Source organism: Neorhizobium sp. NCHU2750 (genome assembly GCF_003597675.1).
Classification (GTDB): domain Bacteria; phylum Pseudomonadota; class Alphaproteobacteria; order Rhizobiales; family Rhizobiaceae; genus Neorhizobium.
Map to the genome: position 1 here is coordinate 359,851 of NZ_CP030828.1, position 16,780 is coordinate 376,630.

General features: G+C 59.7%; 17 protein-coding genes. 9 read left to right on the plus strand and 8 right to left on the minus strand.

Annotation, left to right across the window (positions count from 1 at the left end):
* Window positions 1-2 precede the first annotated feature (2 nt).
* The 4 genes from NCHU2750_RS22370 to NCHU2750_RS22385 are packed head-to-tail and all read right to left on the minus strand — an operon-like array spanning window position 3 to window position 3,467.
* Window positions 3-986, minus strand: a complete 984-nt coding sequence (locus NCHU2750_RS22370) for a branched-chain amino acid ABC transporter permease (RefSeq protein ID WP_119943967.1) — start codon at window positions 984-986, stop codon at window positions 3-5.
* Window positions 983-1,894, minus strand: a complete 912-nt coding sequence (locus NCHU2750_RS22375) for a branched-chain amino acid ABC transporter permease (RefSeq protein ID WP_119943968.1) — start codon at window positions 1,892-1,894, stop codon at window positions 983-985. Before NCHU2750_RS22375 ends, NCHU2750_RS22370 begins: the two co-directional genes overlap by 4 nt.
* A complete protein-coding gene (locus tag NCHU2750_RS22380) occupies window positions 1,891-2,661 on the minus strand; it encodes an ABC transporter ATP-binding protein (protein ID WP_119943969.1) in 771 nt (256 codons plus the stop codon). The genes NCHU2750_RS22375 and NCHU2750_RS22380 overlap by 4 nt, the downstream gene beginning before the upstream one ends.
* The gene (locus NCHU2750_RS22385; RefSeq protein ID WP_119943970.1) at window positions 2,658-3,467 is read right to left on the minus strand and encodes an ABC transporter ATP-binding protein; all 810 of its coding nucleotides are present in this window, start codon (window positions 3,465-3,467) and stop codon (window positions 2,658-2,660) included. Before NCHU2750_RS22385 ends, NCHU2750_RS22380 begins: the two co-directional genes overlap by 4 nt.
* 108 nt (window positions 3,468-3,575) lie before the next feature.
* On the opposite strand from NCHU2750_RS22385, the gene NCHU2750_RS22390 reads away from it, so the two are divergent.
* The 4 genes from NCHU2750_RS22390 to NCHU2750_RS22405 are packed head-to-tail and all read left to right on the plus strand — an operon-like array spanning window position 3,576 to window position 6,994.
* Window positions 3,576-4,325: a GntR family transcriptional regulator gene (locus NCHU2750_RS22390; protein WP_119943971.1), complete on the plus strand. Its 750-nt coding sequence runs from the start codon at window positions 3,576-3,578 to the stop codon at window positions 4,323-4,325.
* Complete coding sequence (locus NCHU2750_RS22395; RefSeq protein WP_119943972.1) at window positions 4,318-4,677, plus strand: TIGR04076 family protein; 360 nt, start codon at window positions 4,318-4,320, stop codon at window positions 4,675-4,677. Before NCHU2750_RS22390 ends, NCHU2750_RS22395 begins: the two co-directional genes overlap by 8 nt.
* Window positions 4,678-4,686: 9 nt before the next feature.
* Window positions 4,687-5,733, plus strand: a complete 1,047-nt coding sequence (locus NCHU2750_RS22400; protein ID WP_119943973.1) for an aldo/keto reductase — start codon at window positions 4,687-4,689, stop codon at window positions 5,731-5,733.
* A gap of 1 nt (window position 5,734) precedes the next feature.
* Window positions 5,735-6,994, plus strand: coding sequence for an ABC transporter substrate-binding protein (locus NCHU2750_RS22405; RefSeq protein WP_119943974.1), 1,260 nt, complete (start codon window positions 5,735-5,737; stop codon window positions 6,992-6,994).
* 123 nt (window positions 6,995-7,117) lie between these two features.
* Here the strand turns inward: NCHU2750_RS22405 and NCHU2750_RS22410 are convergent, their stop codons facing one another.
* The 4 genes from NCHU2750_RS22410 to NCHU2750_RS22425 all read right to left on the minus strand — a co-directional run bounded on the left by NCHU2750_RS22410 (window position 7,118) and on the right by NCHU2750_RS22425 (window position 12,522).
* The gene (locus NCHU2750_RS22410; protein ID WP_245480476.1) at window positions 7,118-9,553 is read right to left on the minus strand and encodes a TonB-dependent siderophore receptor; all 2,436 of its coding nucleotides are present in this window, start codon (window positions 9,551-9,553) and stop codon (window positions 7,118-7,120) included.
* Window positions 9,554-9,678: 125 nt separating this feature from the next.
* Complete coding sequence (locus NCHU2750_RS22415) at window positions 9,679-10,641, minus strand: FecR family protein (protein WP_119943975.1); 963 nt, start codon at window positions 10,639-10,641, stop codon at window positions 9,679-9,681.
* A gap of 89 nt (window positions 10,642-10,730) precedes the next feature.
* Window positions 10,731-11,225, minus strand: coding sequence for a sigma-70 family RNA polymerase sigma factor (locus tag NCHU2750_RS22420; RefSeq protein ID WP_119943976.1), 495 nt, complete (start codon window positions 11,223-11,225; stop codon window positions 10,731-10,733).
* 358 nt (window positions 11,226-11,583) lie between these two features.
* Window positions 11,584-12,522, minus strand: coding sequence for a LacI family DNA-binding transcriptional regulator (locus NCHU2750_RS22425; RefSeq protein WP_245480477.1), 939 nt, complete (start codon window positions 12,520-12,522; stop codon window positions 11,584-11,586).
* Window positions 12,523-12,892: 370 nt separating this feature from the next.
* Here NCHU2750_RS22425 and NCHU2750_RS22430 point away from each other — a divergent pair, with 370 nt between their 5' ends.
* The 5 genes from NCHU2750_RS22430 to NCHU2750_RS22450 all read left to right on the plus strand — a co-directional run bounded on the left by NCHU2750_RS22430 (window position 12,893) and on the right by NCHU2750_RS22450 (window position 16,744).
* A complete protein-coding gene (locus tag NCHU2750_RS22430) occupies window positions 12,893-13,678 on the plus strand; it encodes a transporter substrate-binding domain-containing protein (protein WP_502703871.1) in 786 nt (261 codons plus the stop codon).
* A gap of 68 nt (window positions 13,679-13,746) precedes the next feature.
* A complete protein-coding gene (locus tag NCHU2750_RS22435) occupies window positions 13,747-14,451 on the plus strand; it encodes an amino acid ABC transporter permease (RefSeq protein WP_119944331.1) in 705 nt (234 codons plus the stop codon).
* Window positions 14,448-15,107 carry an amino acid ABC transporter permease gene (locus tag NCHU2750_RS22440; RefSeq protein ID WP_119944332.1) on the plus strand — a complete coding sequence of 220 codons (660 nt, stop codon included), beginning with the start codon at window positions 14,448-14,450 and terminating at the stop codon, window positions 15,105-15,107. Before NCHU2750_RS22435 ends, NCHU2750_RS22440 begins: the two co-directional genes overlap by 4 nt.
* The gene (locus NCHU2750_RS22445; protein ID WP_119943979.1) at window positions 15,088-15,819 is read left to right on the plus strand and encodes an amino acid ABC transporter ATP-binding protein; all 732 of its coding nucleotides are present in this window, start codon (window positions 15,088-15,090) and stop codon (window positions 15,817-15,819) included. Before NCHU2750_RS22440 ends, NCHU2750_RS22445 begins: the two co-directional genes overlap by 20 nt.
* Window positions 15,820-15,967: 148 nt before the next feature.
* Window positions 15,968-16,744, plus strand: a complete 777-nt coding sequence (locus tag NCHU2750_RS22450) for an SDR family oxidoreductase (protein ID WP_119943980.1) — start codon at window positions 15,968-15,970, stop codon at window positions 16,742-16,744.
* Window positions 16,745-16,780: the final 36 nt, after the last annotated feature.

Sequence of the window (16,780 nt, forward strand, 5' to 3'; positions counted from 1 at the left end):
GGTCATTCCTTCGATGCCTGCTGGGCTCTGGATTTTGAGTTGAAACGTCCGGCAATCGGCGATCGGCCTTGGCCGAGTATGCCGCGCGGGCGCAGGAGCAGGATGAGGCAAAGTCCCACACCGATCGCGACGATCTGCAGGGAGGATGCCCGGGCCTGCTGTTCGGGCGGAACGAAGACGGAAACTGCGGCGGCGGTCAGGGCCCAGAGACCCCAGACCAGGATTGATCCGAGAATGGCGCCGCGATTGTTGCCGGATCCGCCAACGATCAGCATGGCCCATACCTGGAAAGTCAGGATGGGCAGGTAGTTGTCGGGTGCGATGAAGCCGATGAAGTGCCCCTGAACTGCGCCGGCCAGCCCCATGATCGCGCCACCGATCGTAAATGCCTGCAGACGGAAACGGATCGGGCGCTTGCCAAGTGCCTGCGCGGCAGTCTCGTCCTCGCGAATTGCCCGCAAGACGCGGCCCCATGGGCTTTTCGCCAGATGTTCAAGTCCGAGATAGAGCGCAAGGACGACGCAGGCTGTCAGCGCCAGATTGGCAAGACTGAAGGCGAGCGGATCGGAGGCGAGGCTGCCGAAGGGGCGCGGTATGAAACCCACGCCGAAGGCGCCGCCTGTAAGTGGCTGAATGTTCAATACGCAGAGTTGCACCGAGACGGCAACTCCGAAAGTGGCAATCGCCAGATAGTCCGATCGTAGTCTGATCGTCAGAGCTCCCACCAGCCATGCAGCAATCCCGGCGGTCAGTGCCGCAGCCATCCAGCCGATCAAGATAGGCAGGCCGAACCCGCCGAAGCGATCGGGCGTCTCAGGCGTCGTCAGCAGTGCGGACGTATAGGCCCCGATGGCGACGAAGGCCGCGATGCCGACATTGAACAGGCCGGTCTGGCCCCATTGCACGTTGAGACCGAGGCAGATGATCGCGTAGGTCAGGGCCATGGTGAGGAAGAAAGCGCCATAGGCAAGGATATCGAGGCTCATGCGGCCCTCCCGAACAAGCCGCGCGGCCGCACCAGAAGCACGATCACGAGAATGACGAAGGAGACTGCAGCGCGCCATTCAGCACCGACGAGCTGGACAGCGAGTGCTTCAGACAGACCGACGATCAGCCCGGCAAGCATCGCGCCGGGCACACTGCCTATGCCTCCGAGGATCGCAGCGGCAAACAGAGGTAGCAGCAGATCATTGCCGAGATAAGGCCGGATCTGCACGAGGAGCCCAGTCATGATGCCCGCAATGCAGGCGAGTGCTGCGCCAAGGAACCAGACGACGCGGATCACCCGGCGAACGTCGACGCCGGCAATGCCGGCAAGAGCGGGGTTTTCGCTCACCGCGCGCATTGATCGCCCGATGTCGGTGCGGGTCATCAGAAGGTGGATGACGATTACCGCCACGAGGCTCACACCGAGTGATAGAAGCTGATCTGGTGTGGCGCGTAATCCGCCGCCAAGCTTCACCGCAATCTGCAGCGCTTTGGTGTAATAGGCGGGCTTCGAGGTGAAGATAAATTCAAGCAGGCTGCGCAGTGCCAGCGATGCGCCAAAGCTGGCCATGACGAGAATGATAATCGCACTGCCGCGCCGCCGCAGCCTGCCGAACAGCAAGGCGTCGACCGCGAGCGCCAGAAGGCCTGTGAGTGCTATCGCGAGAATGGCAGCGATCGGCAGTGACCAGCCGAAGGAAAATGGTGCAATTGGCTGTACGAGCGTCGTCGAAAGCATGCCGAGCGCGCCGCTGATCGCCATGGCGAGATAGGCGCCCCAAGAGAGAAGTTCGCCGTGGGCAAAATTGGCGAACCGCAAGATCGAATAGGTGAGGGTGACACCGATCGCTCCGAGCCCGATCATCGCACCTGCGACCAGGCCGTCCATCAGAAATTGTGGATTCATGGCTGCCCAGCCTCCCGGACATGGTTTTTTGCATGTCCCGTGCCGAGGTAAAGTTTGGCGATGACCGGATTGTCGAGAAGGGATGCCGCCGCACCTTCATGGCGGATCTGTCCTTCGACGAGAACGACGGCGCGGCTGGCGATCTTCAAGGCCGCCTTGACGTTCTGTTCGACGAGAATGATGGTGACGCCTGCCGCATTGATCCGCTGCAGCATGTCGAAGACCTCTGAAACGATCTTGGGAGACAGCCCGGCCGATGGTTCATCAAGGATGATGACTGGAGGGTCCACAATCAGCGCCCGGGCGACCGCCAGCATCTGCCGCTGACCGCCCGAAAGCGTGCCGGCGAGCCGCGACGGGGCAGAGGCGAGGTCGGGAAAACGCTCGTAAAGCGCCTTGATCCTGTCCGCCCTCATGGGCTTCGGCAGAACTGCGGCGGCAAGCTGAAGATTTTCATGGATGCTGAGCGTCGCGAAGATATTTTCCGTCTGTGGTACGAACGCGAGGCCTTCCGTGATCTTGCGATGGGCAGGCACATTGGTAATGTCGCGCCCGGACAGGATGACGTGGCCGGCATGGATTGGAACGACGCCCGCGATGGCCTTGACGAAGGTCGACTTGCCGGCGCCGTTCGGACCGAGAAGCACCAGAAGTTCGCCCGGTGCAACGGAAAGATCGATCCCGCGAACGATCGGCAGGTCCGGCTCGTAGCCGGCAACGAGACCGCGTGTTTCAAGCGCAGCAATGCTGTTCGAGGAACCGCTCATGCAGCGCCTCCGAGATAGGCCTCGATCACCGCCGGATTGGCCGCGACATCGGCCGGTGTGCCCTCGGCAAGCGGCCGGCCGAGCGCCATGGCGACGACGCGCGAGCATAGGCGCGAGACCATATCCATGTTGTGTTCGATCAGAAGGATGGATTTGCCCTGTGCATTCAGCGCAATCACCCGCTCCATGATCGTCTCCAGAAGCGCCGGATTGACACCGGCTGCCGGTTCGTCGAGCAGGATCGCCTGTGGATCTGCCATCAGAATTCGCGCCAGTTCGAGAAGCTTTCTCTGCCCGCCGGACAGAACTCTTGCCGGTTCATGTTCAAGATCGGATAGCGTGACAAAATCCAGAAGTGCCCGCGCCTTTTCAGTCGCGGCCTTCTCCTGTCGGCGGACGAGGCCGGGGCGCAGGAAATTGGCAAAAAGCCGCTCGCCTCCCTGGGCCTGTGCGCCTGTCAGCAGATTGTCGAGCACGCTCATTTCGAGAAATGGTCGCGGTATCTGGAAGGTTCTGCCGACACCGCTGGCAATGCGCTTTTCCGGGCTATCCTGCGAAACGTCACGGCCGCCGATCCAGATCTCACCGGATGTCGGCTTGAGCGATCCGGCGATCAGGTTGAAGAGAGTTGTCTTGCCGGCGCCGTTGGGGCCGATCAGGCCGACCATTTCACCCGAACCGAGCGACAATGACATGCCGGAAACGGCGGTCATGCCTTGAAATTTCTTGACCAGATTGCGTGCCTCGACAACCGCCGCAGAGCGGCCGGCAACATTTTCGGCGATGTTGGAGGAGGTTCGGGGCATGGCAGAAGAAAGGTTCTTGATTTGATGGTTGATGTTTGATCAAACTTCACCCATGGCGGAAAAGCAACCGGAAAAACAATCCGGCAGGGGCAAAAGCGGGAGAGGCGGATGGCGGTGCAGGCGCGACGGGGAGGTGACGGGGTCGCCGCGCGGGACGTGCTGGCACCTGTCGGGCGCGAGACGCTGCATGAACGCGTTTACGCACAGCTGCGGCGCTCATTGATCAATGGCATGTTCGATGCTGGAGACGTGCTGCGCATCGTCGATCTGGCCGAGCGGCTGCAGACCAGTACCATGCCGGTGCGCGAAGCCCTGGGGCGGCTCGTCTCGGAACAGGCGCTGGAAGCACTGCCGAGCCGGTCCGTGCGCGTGCCGCTGATCACCCGCGAACGGCTCGATGACCTGGCGCGGGCACGGATCCTGATCGAGGGGCAGATGGTGGTGCTCGCTTTGCCCAACCTCACGAAGGATGATTTCGCAATTCTCAAACAGATCAATCTCGATTGCGATGCAGCCTTCGAGCGGCATGGGAAGGATATCGGTCAGGTCACCTCGGAGCTCAACCATCGCTTCCATTTTCATATCTATGAGGCAGCTCGCTCTGCAGTCATGATCCCGATCGTCGAAAGCCTCTGGCTGCAATCCGGCGCGATCATCCGCAAGGCCGCCCATATCCATGACGAGCATGGTGGATTGGCTGCGACCGATCACCACTGGGCGCTGATCGAAGCGCTGGAACGGCGCGATGCGGAGATTGCGTTGCGATCACTGTCGAATGATATCAGCCGATCCTTCGATCTCATCCGTGGCCGGCTGGACCAGGAAGAGGCTGCGGCGAAAGAGGCATTCAATGACTGAACATGACGACGGTTTCGAATTGTTCGACCTACGGGTTGACGTGATCATCCCGGAAGGCGGTGCAGTCTATTGTGGCGCAAAGCCGGGCGACCATTTCACGCTTCAGGGCGAGATGCTGCATTTGCCCGCGGGGCAGGGCATTTCCATCTATTCGCTCGCCTCGGCACTTCCGCTTCTCGCCGCCAAGCAACGTCCGACGCATCGGAACGACTGGATGACGAGCGATGCGGACATCGCTTGTCCCGATCCCAATTGCTCGACGCGGCTGAGGATCACCCGCACCGGCCTGCGCCGTTTCAGCCATGGCGAGACCACGGCTGTTCCATTGCCCGCTTCATACCGTGACGAATAGGGAAACGACATGCAACGCATCACCATCGCGCCGAACTATGAGATCTCGCGGGTCATCCGAGGTGGCTGGCAGATGGCCGGCGGCCACGGACCGATCGATGCCGACACTGCAGTTGAGGACATGGTTGCCTTCGCCGACGCCGGCATCACCACGTTCGACTGCGCCGATATCTACACCGGCGTCGAGGAGCTGATCGGAAAATTCCGGCTGCGTTATGCCGATCTGCGCGGGCAGGAGGCTCTGTCGAAAATCAGGGTTCATACGAAATTCGTGCCCGATCTGACGGTCCTGCCGACAATCAGCAAGGCGTATGTGGAGAGTGTCATCGACACTTCCCGGAAGCGGCTCAACCTCGAGCGGCTCGACCTCGTGCAATTCCACTGGTGGGCCTATGACATTCCCGGATGGCTGGAGACGGCTGTCTGGCTGAAAGAGTTGCAGCAGGCCGGCAAGATCGACAAGGTGAGCGGTACCAACTTCGACAGCGATCACATCGAGGCCATCATTGCCGCCGGTGTGCCCTTCACATCGCTGCAACTGCAATATTCATTGCTCGACCGGCGTCCGGAAGGACGTATGGTGCAGCTTGCTGCAGAGAACAATTTCGCGCTCTTCTGTTACGGGACGGTTGCTGGCGGTTTCCTTGGTGATCGTTGGCTCGGCAAGCCTGAACCGGACCATCCGCTCGAAAACCGGTCGCTCACCAAATACAAGCTGATCATCGACGATTTCGGCGGCTGGGATCTGTTCCAGGCACTGCTGTCGGTTCTGCGCAAGGTTGCCGACCGCCATGGCGTCGACATTGCCACGGTTGCAAGTGCAGCAATGCTGACGCGGCCAGGTGTTGCCGCGGTGATTGTCGGAGCACGTAACCGTGACCATCTCGCCTCCAATCTGGCGATCGCCGACATCCGCCTGAGCGAGGTCGATTGCGCCGAAATCGATGCGGTTCTTGCTGAGGCAAGCCCGCTTGAAGGAGATGTCTATACGCTGGAACGTGACCGCGAGGGGCGGCACGGCAGCATCATGAAATACAATCTCAACAAAGGGGAATGACATGAGAAAATCACTTCTGCTTTCTGCCGTGGCCGCGGTGCTTGCGGCTTCCACCGCGCCCGTTCTCGCTGCCGATTGCGACATCACTGTCGGCCTCGTCATGGAACTGACCGGTCCTGCCGGCGAATACGGTCAGGCTGGTGCGAAATCGGTTGCCATGGCGTTCAAGGATTTCAACGATGCCGGTGGTGTCGGTGGCTGCAAGATCGTCGCCGATACGCGCGATAGCCAGAGCCAGGGCAATGTTGCCGTCGATCAGGCAACGCAGCTCGTCAATATCAAGAAGGTGCCGGTCATCATCGGCGGGATCATCTCATCGGTATCGATCCCGATCCTGACCTCTGTCGCGGCGCCGGCCGGCGTCGTGCAGGTCTCGCCCGCATCCTCCTCGCCGACGCTGACGGCGCTCGGTCGCGACGGCAAGACCAATGGCGTCTTCTTCCGCACCATTACCTCGGACGCGCTTCAGGGTACGGCGGCGGCGAAATTCGCCATCGATCAGGGCCTGAAGAAGATCGCCATCATCAACGTCAACAATGACTTCGGCGTCAACATGGTCAAGGAGTTCACCACCGCCTACAAGAAGCTCGGCGGCACGATCACCTCGACCACGCCCTATAATGAAAAGCAGTCGAGCTACGCATCCGAAGCCAGTGCAGCCATGGCCGGCGATCCGCAGGCGCTTTACCTCGTCAGCACGCCGGTCGATGGCGCAACCATTGCCCGTGCATGGATTTCCGGCGGTGGCGCCCAGACCTTCCTGCTCAACGACGGCATGAACTCCAAGGATTTCATTGAAAGCGTCGGCGCCCAGTATCTCGAAAATGCCTATGGCACGTCATCCGGTACCAGCCCGACGGCTTCGACCGAATATTTCAACGCCAACTATTCGGCCTTCTCCGGCGGCATTTCGCCGTCCGCTCCGGCCGCCGACCGTTCCTACGATGCGGGGGCGATCGTCGCTCTTGCGATTGCCAAGGCGGGCAAGTCGGATGCTGCAGCCATCAAGGCCGCCATGCCGCAGGTCGTTGCCGAAGGCGGAACGCCGATCCATGCCGGCAAGGCCGAGTTCGAAAAGGCCCTCGCCTTGATCAAGGAAGGCAAGCCGGTCAAGTATGAGGGCGTTATCGGTCCGGTGAGCTTCGACCAGTATGGCGATATTACCGGCCCGTTCCGGCTGTGGAAGATCACCAATGGAGAGGTCACCACGGTCGGCGAGATGAGCGCCGAGGACGTTGCCAAGATCAAGGCGGCGCAATGATGCAAAAGATCCGGGAAAAGGCTGCTCCTTTTCCCGGATCTTCTCATTCTGGGCTCACTTCCGTCGCGACCCGTTCGCGAACGTAAGGTCAACGGGTCTGGTCGGCGCGGCAGATGCCGGGTGTCACCAGCGATATTTGAGCGATGCGGTAATGTTGCGGCCCTGGCCGAGATAGCAGAAGCCTTCGTTGCAGATCGTATCCCGTTCGTCGGCAATGTTGCGGACGTTCAGAGAGGCGACAAGGTTGTTGTACTTCTTGTCGATTGCCCCGAAATTATAGCCGAGTGCGGCGTCGAAATAGACCCTTGCGTCATTCTTGTCGGTGTTTTCCGTGCTCGTGTAGCTGGAGCTGGAATAGCGGACACCTGCGCCGGCCGAGAGCCCCGGAAGCGCGCTCCCTTCGGCGAATGTATAGTTTGCCCAGAGGCTTGCCACATGGGCCGGTGTCACCGCGCTCATGTTGCCGACATCATCGCCGCCCGTGATTTCGGAATGGGTGTAAGTATAGGCGGCAATCATATCCAGGCCGTCGAGCACTGTCGCACGCGCCTCGAGTTCGAAGCCATTATTCGTGACCTCTCCAAGCGACCGATAGGCCAATCCAGCGGGGTCGGCGGGATCGAGGACTGGCTTGTTCTTTTCGACGAGATGGTATGCGGCTGCCGACAGGAAGATATCCGAGCCCGGCGGCTGGTATTTCACACCGGCTTCGACCTGCTCACCCTTGGCGGGGTCGAGGATTGTGTCCGAGAGCGACCGGTTCGTGACTGGCTCGAAAGATGTCGCATAGCTGACATAGGGCGATATGCCGTTGTCGAAGGCGTAAAGCGCGCTGACCTGATAGCTGAACGCTCCGTCGCTCAGATGGTCGTTGATAGGATCCCCTTCATTCTGACCGCCGTTTGTCTGCTGGACCCAGGTCTGGCGCCCGCCGACCGTAAAGTTCCAGTTGTCGACTTCGATCTGGTCCATGCCATAGAGGCCGGTCTGCTGCAGGCGGGACCGCTGCCGGTAGTTGCTGTAACCTGGTGTCGGTCCGGTCACGCCGTAATGCGGATCGGAGATGTCGAGGTCGAAAGCCGGATCGTATGGGTCATAGAAGTCATAGCCATAGATGAAGGTCGAGCCCGCCTTCATATAGTCGAGCCCGGTCAGGAGCTTGTGGGATAGCGGCCCGGTATCGAACGTCCACTGCAACTGGTTGTCGGTCTGGAACACATCCATGTTTTCTCTGAATGCGTACGGATAACGGTGCAGGATGGTGCCGTCCCATTCACCCACTTCCAGATAGCGTGTGCGCAGGCTGAGGTGAGAGAAACGAACATTCTGGCGGAATGTCAGGAGATCGTTGAATTCGTGCTCGACCTGATATCCAACCTGCTGCTGGTCGGTCTTCTGATAGTCGTATTTGGGGTCGCCGGCTCGCATATCGAGAACCTTGCCGCTCTCGTCGACCAAGGCGCTGACGGAACCGTCCGTTTCGGTCTTTTGCGCCAGGGCGTAGATCGTCACCTTCGTCTGGTCGGTGGGCTGCCAGGTCAATGACGGCTGTAGAAAATAGCTGTCGTCCTCGATGTCGAAATTGGTTTCGCCCTTGCGGGCGAGGCCGACGAGCCGGTAGGAGAAATCGCTGTCATCGGCCAGCTTGCCGCCGAAATCGAAGGCAACCTGCTTGCGGTCCTCCGTGCCGTACATGGTCTCGACTTCGTGGACTTCGTTGCCGTCGGCAAGCTTCGACACCTTGTTGACGATACCTGCCGGCGAACCGGCACCGTAAAGCACCGAGACCGGGCCCTTGACCACTTCGACACGCTCGAGCGAATAGGGTTCGGTTCTGAACATGGAGAAGTTCAGATAGGGCTGCTGCAGCCCGTCCTTGTAGTCAGTCGTATAGGTGCCTTCGTAACCGCGGATATGCAGTTCGTCGAAGCGCGGGTCGAAGCCGCTCTGGCCTGTCGTCACCCCTGCCGTGTAACCAACGGCTTCCAGAATGGTCTGGGCCTGCCGCTGCTCCAGTTCCTTCCTCGTGATGACCGAAACGGAACGTGCCGTCTTCACCAGCGGGGTGTCGAGCTTGGTGGCGGCATTACTCACTTGGGCAGCCATGGTTTCGTTGTCCTGCGCTCCCGAAGGCGTCGTGCTGAGGACGATCGGTTGCAATTCGTTCTGGCCGCTGCCGGTTGCGCCAGTCGTATCGCTGTCTGTGCCCGAGATTGCCACCGTCGTTGCGTTGGCAAAGGAGAAGCGCAGCCCCGATCCTGCCAATATCCTAGACAGGGCTTGATCGGGTGTCGATCGCCCGGAGAAACCCTGAGATGTTTTGCCGGAAGCAACCGAGGCAAGATAGGTAACCTGAAGCCCTGCTTGCCGTCCGAATGCAGTCAGTGCGCTGCTTAGTGGCCCGGCCGGAACGGAGAATGTCGCTTCGGCCCGTGCCTGTGCGAATGCCTCGCTGCTTGCCAGTGTCAGGCCGACCCCAACGGCTGTCGTCATCATGAGCACCGTCATGAGCGCCGTGCTCGTGGATCTTACCGTCGTTTGGCCGATCTTGCGTGTCATCCTGCTTGCCACCCCTATTTAGCGCATTCTTCAAGGGAGCGGTCATGCCATGCTCATGGTGATCGTTGTCCCTGTAGCTATTACAATCGGGGTGGCGAAATTTTCACCCTTTGAGTCAACTTTTTTCAGACGGATGAAACGAGCGTCACGAATGGCGTAATCTGGCGTACATGCGCGCCGACCGGATGAACGACTGCCTGAAGAGCGCGAAGCGGGTTATTCAGATCGAAGACGCCACTGACCCGTTGCCGGCCGATGGATGCATCGGCGATGATGATGTGGCTGGGCATCCAGCGGCCGATACGGGCCGAAAGTGCAGACACCGTCTCTCTTTCGGCAATGAGCAGCTTGTCGCGCCATGAGGCAACCTGGCCAGCTTCGCGCAGCCCGCGGTCGATATCACCTGATGACGGGTCGATTGTGATCCATTCTCTGGCGCTCAGTGACGCGATGGGATCCGAGGCCTCGCGCTTCCCTCTTAGCTCGACATTCCCATGTTCGACACTGACCGACAAGACGCCGGCATCATTGGAGATATCGAACGTCGCTCCCGCCGCAACTGCACGAAAAGGGCCAGACGTGGCGGAAAAAGGCCGGGCTGGGTCGTGCGCCACGTCGAAAAAGGACATGCCCGATAGGAGGTCGACGGTGCGGTGCTGCCCTGAAAAGTCCAGTGCGATTGCGCTTTCCGGGCCGAGCGTGACCGCGCTGCCATCTGGCAACCGGATCTGGCGAATTTCGCCTTCTGCGGTGATGTAGTCAGCACGAGCCTTGAGCAGCAGGCTCGGGCCAAGACTATAGGCGGCGGCGCCGGCTCCAATCAGGCCGAGCCCGCCAAGCGCCAATTGCCGACGCGTCAGCCCCAGACTTTCACCCCGTTCGATTTTTCGCTTCTCGATGAGGATTTTGCCGGAAATGCCATGTATCTGCGCCACGCGTGACCAAGCCTGCTCGTTTTGAGGGCTGCGGGCGCGCCAGGCGTGGATCATTTCACTGGTCACGGGATTGTCGGGGTCGTTCTGGTACCGAATGATCAGATCGATCGCCTCGTCCAGCAGCCGGCCCTGATCCGTTTTTGTGTCGCTCATTGCCATTCTTCCAGCGGATCGGCGTCTCGATTGCTCTATCTACTGATACAAACGGGCAGCGCAAATTTTCCGTTCTGGCAGGGGGAATTTCAGTCGATTTCGACACTCGACACCAGATGCCGGTAGGCATCGCGAATGATGGACCAGGCGCGCGTGGTGGAAATTCCCAGTTCCTCGGCGATTTCGGCAGTTGTCCGCTCCCCCAGCCGGTGCATCTCGAAGGCTTGCCGCGTTCGTTCGGGTAGCTCGCCGAGAGCCTGATAGGTCTGCGACAGGCATTGTCTCGAATAAACCACCCGCTCTGGAGAGGGAGTGGGATCGACGATATCGATGCCGGCAATATCGACAGTCTCAATCAAGGCCTCGCGGCGCCGGTGGTTGATGCCCAGATTGCGCGCCGCCTGGTAGAGATAGGCCTTCGGATTGTGGCTTGTACCGGTCTCAGTCGGAGGCTTCGCCAGCACGCGCAGGAATGCATCCTGTGTAATATCCGCAGCGACGTCATCCCTGATGCCGTTCCGCCTCAGAGACGTTGCTATTCCCTTCGCATGATGCCGGAAAAGACTATTGAGGTCCCAACTCATAACGCGCCTGTCGCTCACCTGACGTTTTTAAGGCAGAGCCGCGATGAAATCACACGACTTTGTGCGGTGGTGCAAACGGTATCAGCCATCTCCATCTTTCCTAGCCACATCTCATGGTCGTTAAGCGGGGCGGCCGGCGAAGTAATGATATCGAGGCCGTATTGCTATAAACTGGTGCGCGATAATCAGGTTATATAGCACGTGCACGCCTGTCCGTCTCCTCAATAAGAGCACTCCACAAGAAATTGGGAGAAGCTGAGGGGTTCGTGTCACAGTGGTAGTCTGTTCGGCGGCAAGCCTCTTGGCAAAGCGTCATCGTAAGCGGGTGGCACGGCGCGTACTCAGTCACTCAATCGCCTCAGGTCGAGGCCGTTGTATTTCCCTGGATGATGCTGATCGGTGTTTGCCAGGATTGGGGTGCTTTCTCTCCCTGCATGATGTCCAGCAATGCTTTCGCAGCAGCCTCGCCAAGCGCTCGCCTCGGCACCTCGACGGTTGTCAGCCGGGTGCGGACGGTATTGGTCAGCGAGGTCCCGTTGAACCCGACGACGGAAACCCTCTCCGGAACCATGACGGACGCCTCGTGGAGGTGGGAAAGTCCGCCGAGCGCCATGGCGTCATTGAGAAAATGGATGGCCTGGACTTGCGGGTGGTCGATCATTAGACGCTCCGTCAACTGGCGACCGGAGGCTGCTTGTCTCGGCAGGTTCTCATCGATAATCGCGGTCGTCTCTATCCCATGCTCGCGCAAGGTGGCGACGAACGACTGATAGCGTCGTCGCGCGCAGAGGTCCCTGTCTAGCTCGGCGCCGATATAGGCAATACGGGAAAGCCCTCTGGAGATGAAATGTTCGGCGACCAACCGGCCCGCAGCCTCATGTGACGGGCCGGCGCTGTAGTCGAAAATATCCCCTTTGAAATCCCAAAGCTGGATTGCTGGGCAGGTCCGGTTATCCAACAATCTGAGGGCCTCATCGCTTCGCGCCATACCTCCGTTGAGAAGCAGGCCCGCAGGCCGAAACGACAGCATAGCCTTGATCAACTCTGCTTCGATGGCAGGATCGAAATTGGACTCACCCAGGAAGGTGTGGAACCCGTGCAGGCGCAAAATGGCGTTGACGCCGCTCAGAACCTCGGAGAACACGACATCGCTCATCGACGGGATGACGATTGCAACCAGCTTGCTCTTTCTGGAGCTGAGTGATCCGGCAAGGGTGTTGGGAAGATATCCAAGATCGCGGGCCGCCTCTCGGACCTTAAGGCTGGTCTTCTCGGAGATGCTGCCGACATTGCGCATGACCTTCGACACGGTCATCCTGCTGACCGAGGCGCGGGCTGCCACGTCCAGCAAAGTAACGGCCTTTCTTGGTGGCGATGGCATTTTCGACTTTCCGAATTAAACGATCTTGACGCGGTTGTGTGTTATCGATACCATCACTTTAGGTTAACGATAACCCTTGCGTTGGGAGACTGCAAGGGTGGTGGTGCCGAAGAGGAGGAGAGGGGGATGCACGTTCTTGCCGTGCCCGAAGCGGGCGGCGGAAAGTGGTTTCGCTCAAGTTTTTTGCATGGAGCTGCCAGGGAACGATAACCGGTCCGTGGGAGGGCGCTTGACGCGCCGAGGGAAGACATCAAGTGGAGGAACATTGATGAAAATCGGGAATTTCATGCGCGCGGCAGTCGCCGTCGTCGCGATCGGCTTCGCTGGCCTCGGTGCCATCGGCGAAGCGAAAGCCACATCACTCAACGACATCATTTCCCGCGGCAAAGTCAGGATCGGTGTGCTGACTGGCGCGCCGCCGATGGGCATGGTCGATGAAAAGGGTAATCCAAGCGGCTACGATGTCGATGTTGCCAATCTGCTCGCCGGTTATCTCGCGCTGCCCGTGGAACTTGTGCCCTTGACGCCGCCGGCCCGTATTCCCGCGCTGCAGACAGGCAAGGTCGATTTCCTGGTCGCGACGCTTGCTCCGACCGGTGAGCGGGCGAAGACGGTGATGTTCACGCAGCCTTATAGCGCCTTCAACATGGACATCATTTCAGGTCCGGACCAGAAGTTCACCAAGCTTTCCGATCTCCAGGGCAAGCGTGTCGCTGTCAACCGGGGGTCTTCTCAGGAAACGGCGCTGCGCAAGGCCAATGTTCCGGGGCTTGAAGTCGTCGTCTTCGAAGACGATTCCACCAGCGCCCAGGCGGTCATCGCTGGCCAGACGGATGCGGTCGCACTGCCATCGACCGTCGGAGAAGCGATCATCAAACAGCGGCCAGACGCCAAGCTGCAGGTCGGCTTTACCTTCTTCCAGCAGGGCAATTCCATGGCGACGAAGATCGACGATTTCGAGCTGCGCCAATGGCTCAATACCTCGATCTACCTGATGAAGATCTCCGGCGACCTCGATCGTATCGCCGTCAAGTGGACTGGCCGTCCGATGCCGGTACTGCCGACCTTCTGATCGAGCCGACAGCAGGCCTGCCGGGTGAAGTATTCCGGCAGGCGCCCCTCTCGGCGGAGCCCGCGACAATGTCTTACACCTTTCAGTTCGGTGCGCTCGCGCCGTACCAGGGCGAGATCCTGGGCGGTATCTTGCTCACCATCAAGCTTTCCGTTCTGTCCATCATCCTCGGAGCCTTTGCCGGCGCCATCCTGGCATCGCTGCGATCAACACTCGGGCGCCCTGTGCGTTTCCTGGTCGATGCCTATGTCGAGATAATCCGCAACACGCCCTTCCTGATCCAGCTCTTCATCGTCTATTTCGGCCTGCCGGGTCTCGGCTTACGGGTCGGTGCCGATACGGCCGCATTGATCGGCATGACCATCAACCTTGCGGCCTATTCGACAGAAATCATCCGCGCCGGTATCGAGGCGATCCACAAGTCGCAGATCGAAGCAGGCGAGGCGCTGGGTTTCACGCGGTACCAGATCTTCCGGCATGTCATCATCATTCCGGCGGTTGCCAAGGTCTATCCGGCGCTGTGCAGCCAGTTCGTGCTGATGATGCTGGCATCCAGCATCTGCTCCGCGATTTCGACACATGAACTTGCCGCAGCCGCAGCCTTCGTCGAATCGCAGACCTATCGTTCTTTCGAGGTCTATATCGTCGTGACCGTCATCTATCTGGCGCTGGCGCTGATGCTGCGCGGCTTGCTGGCGCTGGTCGGCATGTGGCTGTTCGGTCGCCGTGTTGCTCGTCGCAGCTTAAGGCCGATACCGGAGGTAAGCGCATGACCCTTCGCACATTCGGCTTCAGCGAATTCGGCTTCCTGCTGCAGGCCCTTCAATGGACTGCTCTGCTGACGGTTATTGCGCTGGTTGGTGGTGGTATATTGGGCTTTGCCATTGCGTTGGCAAGGACTTCCGGGGCCCAGCCGGTCCGTATGGCGGCGGCGACATATATCCAGATCATCCAGGGCATTCCCGTACTGATGATCCTATTCCTCTCTTACTACGGACTGAGCCTTGCAGGCTTCGAACTGCCGCCTCTCATCGCTGCCGGTGCCTCGATGGCGATCTACGCTTCGGGATATCTGGCGGAAATCTGGCGAGGATGCATCCAGGCCGTACCGAAGCAGCAGTGGGAAGCGTCGGAATCGCTGGCAATGTCACCGTTCCAGCAATATCGCTACGTTATCCTGCCCCAGGCCATTCGCATTTCCTTGCCGCCGACTGTCGGTTTCGCGGTGCAGGTGGTGAAGAACACCTCGGTCACCTCGATCATCGGTTTTGTCGAGCTCGCCCGTGCAGGCACGCTCATCAACAACGCGACGTTCCAGCCCTTCCGGGTCTTCGTGGCGGTCGCCATCCTCTACTTCGCAATCTGCTATCCATTGTCCCAGCTCTCTCGTTGGCTGGAGAAGAGGCTCCATGTCGGAACTAGTCGTTGAAAATGTCCACAAAAGCTTCGGCGCGCTCGAGGTTCTCAAGGGGGTCTCGCTCACCGTCGGACGCGGTGAAGTCTTCGCGCTGATCGGTCGATCGGGATCGGGTAAGAGCACGCTGTTGCGCTGCATGAACGGGCTCGAGAAGATCAATTCCGGCCGCATCGAAATCGCCGGCCATACGCTCGGTGGCGACGCAAAGTCGCTCCGCAGCCTCAGGACCGATGTCGGTATCGTTTTCCAGAGCTACAATCTCTTCCCGCACCTGAGCGTCGGAGAGAACATCATGCTGGCGCCCCGCATCGTCAAGAATGTGGCGCGTCCGGAAGCTCTGAAGATCGCTGAGGAAGTTTTGCAGCTCGTGGGGCTGTCGGAAAAATTCGATTCTTATCCTGATCAGCTGTCCGGTGGCCAGCAGCAGCGCGTTGCGATTGCCCGGTCGCTTGCCATGCGGCCCAAGGTGATGCTTTTCGACGAAGTTACCTCGGCGCTCGATCCGGAACTGACGGAGGAGGTGCTTCTGGTCATGGAGCGTCTGGCGAAGGACGGGATGACGATGATCCTTGTCACCCACGAAATGGGCTTTGCCCGCCGTGTTGCAACCAACACGGTGTTCATGCATCAGGGCAAGATCTGGGAGGCTGGACCTTCCAGGGAACTTTTCGCCGACCCGAAAACCCCTGAATTGCGCCAGTTCGTCAAGGCTGATGTGAAGTAGGACTGTCGTTGGGGTAGCGATTTTACGCCTATGGTAAGCCGGTGATCAAATGCGCCGTTTGCCCCATTTGCAATCGCCAAGCACTGGCCGCTGCCTTCCCATCCGGTCATGATGGCGTCTCGTCACAGACAATTTGCAGGAGGAATGCATGGCAAGTTCGGACGCGGCAACGCGGGATAAGATCGCACTGGTGACTGGCGGCGGCACGGGCCTCGGCCGCGCGATGTCGAAAGCGCTCGGCGCCGCCGGCTATACGGTGGTGATTTCCGGCCGGCGCATGGATGTGTTGGAAAAGGCCGTCGCGGAACTTGGCACTGAGACCGGCGCGACCTATCTCGCGGTTGCCGCTGATGTCGGCGATCCTCAATCCGTCCGTGCGCTTTTCGACACCATCGAGAGCCGCTATGGCCAGCTGGACCTTTTGGTCAACAATGCCGGCATGAACGTGCCGAATGTGCCGATCGACGAGCTTTCCATCGACCACTGGAATGCCATCGTGGCCGCCAATCTGACCGGTGCCTTTCTGTGCACCCAACAAGCCTTCCGGCTTATGAAGGGTCAAATCCCGCGAGGCGGGCGCATCATCAATAACGGCTCCATCTCGGCCATGGCCCCCCGGCCGAATACAGCGCCCTATACCGCAACGAAACACGCGATTACCGGTCTTACCAAGTCATCCGCACTCGACGGGCGGCCTTTCGACATTGCCTGCGGGCAAATCGATATCGGTAATGCGGCAACAGACATGACGAAAAAGATGTCGGCCGGCGTGATGCAGGCAAACGGTACGATCGCGACGGAAGATACAATGGACGCTGCCGACGTTGCCGATGCTGTCGTCTACATGGCAAGCTTGCCGCTCAGCGCCAATGTTCTGTCGATGACGGTCATGGCAACCAAGATGCCATTTGTCGGGCGCGGATAATTCACGGTCGCCAGCACTACCGAAGCCGCCGCCGTG